Annotated in this window: 1 protein-coding gene; it reads left to right on the forward strand. The window is 66.7% G+C overall.

Annotated elements, in window-relative coordinates:
• A partial coding sequence (locus tag ASC99_RS37330) for a transposase (RefSeq protein WP_235583047.1) occupies positions 1–372 on the forward strand: 372 nt, incomplete at its 5' end.
• Between the last annotated feature and the right edge of the window lie 42 nt (positions 373–414).

Raw genomic sequence — 414 nt, forward strand, 5'->3', positions numbered from 1 at the left:
CGCCTGATCACCCACCCTGCAGGCCGGGGCAAGCGCCGCAGCATGGGCGAGCGCGACTTCATCGCCCTGATCGACGGCGTCCACCAACTCGTCAAGGCACCGATCGTGCTGGTCTGGGACCGCCTGAACACCCACGTCTCCCACGCCATGCGGGACTTGATYGCCCAGCGCGCCTGGCTGACGGTGTTCCTGCTTCCCGCCTACTCGCCCGACCTCAACCCGTCGAATGGGTCTGGGCCCACGTCAAGCACAGCCTGGCCAACCTCGCCGTCATGGCCCTCGACCGACTCGAAGCCCTCGTACGCAACCAGCTCAAACGCCTGCAGYACCGCCCCGAAACCCTCAACGGCTTCACAGCCGGCACCGGCCTGACCCTCGACACCCCAGCATCCCCCTGACAAGCCGAAGTCAGTA

The organism is Kitasatospora sp. Root107, assembly GCF_001424875.1.
Classification (GTDB): domain Bacteria; phylum Actinomycetota; class Actinomycetes; order Streptomycetales; family Streptomycetaceae; genus Kitasatospora.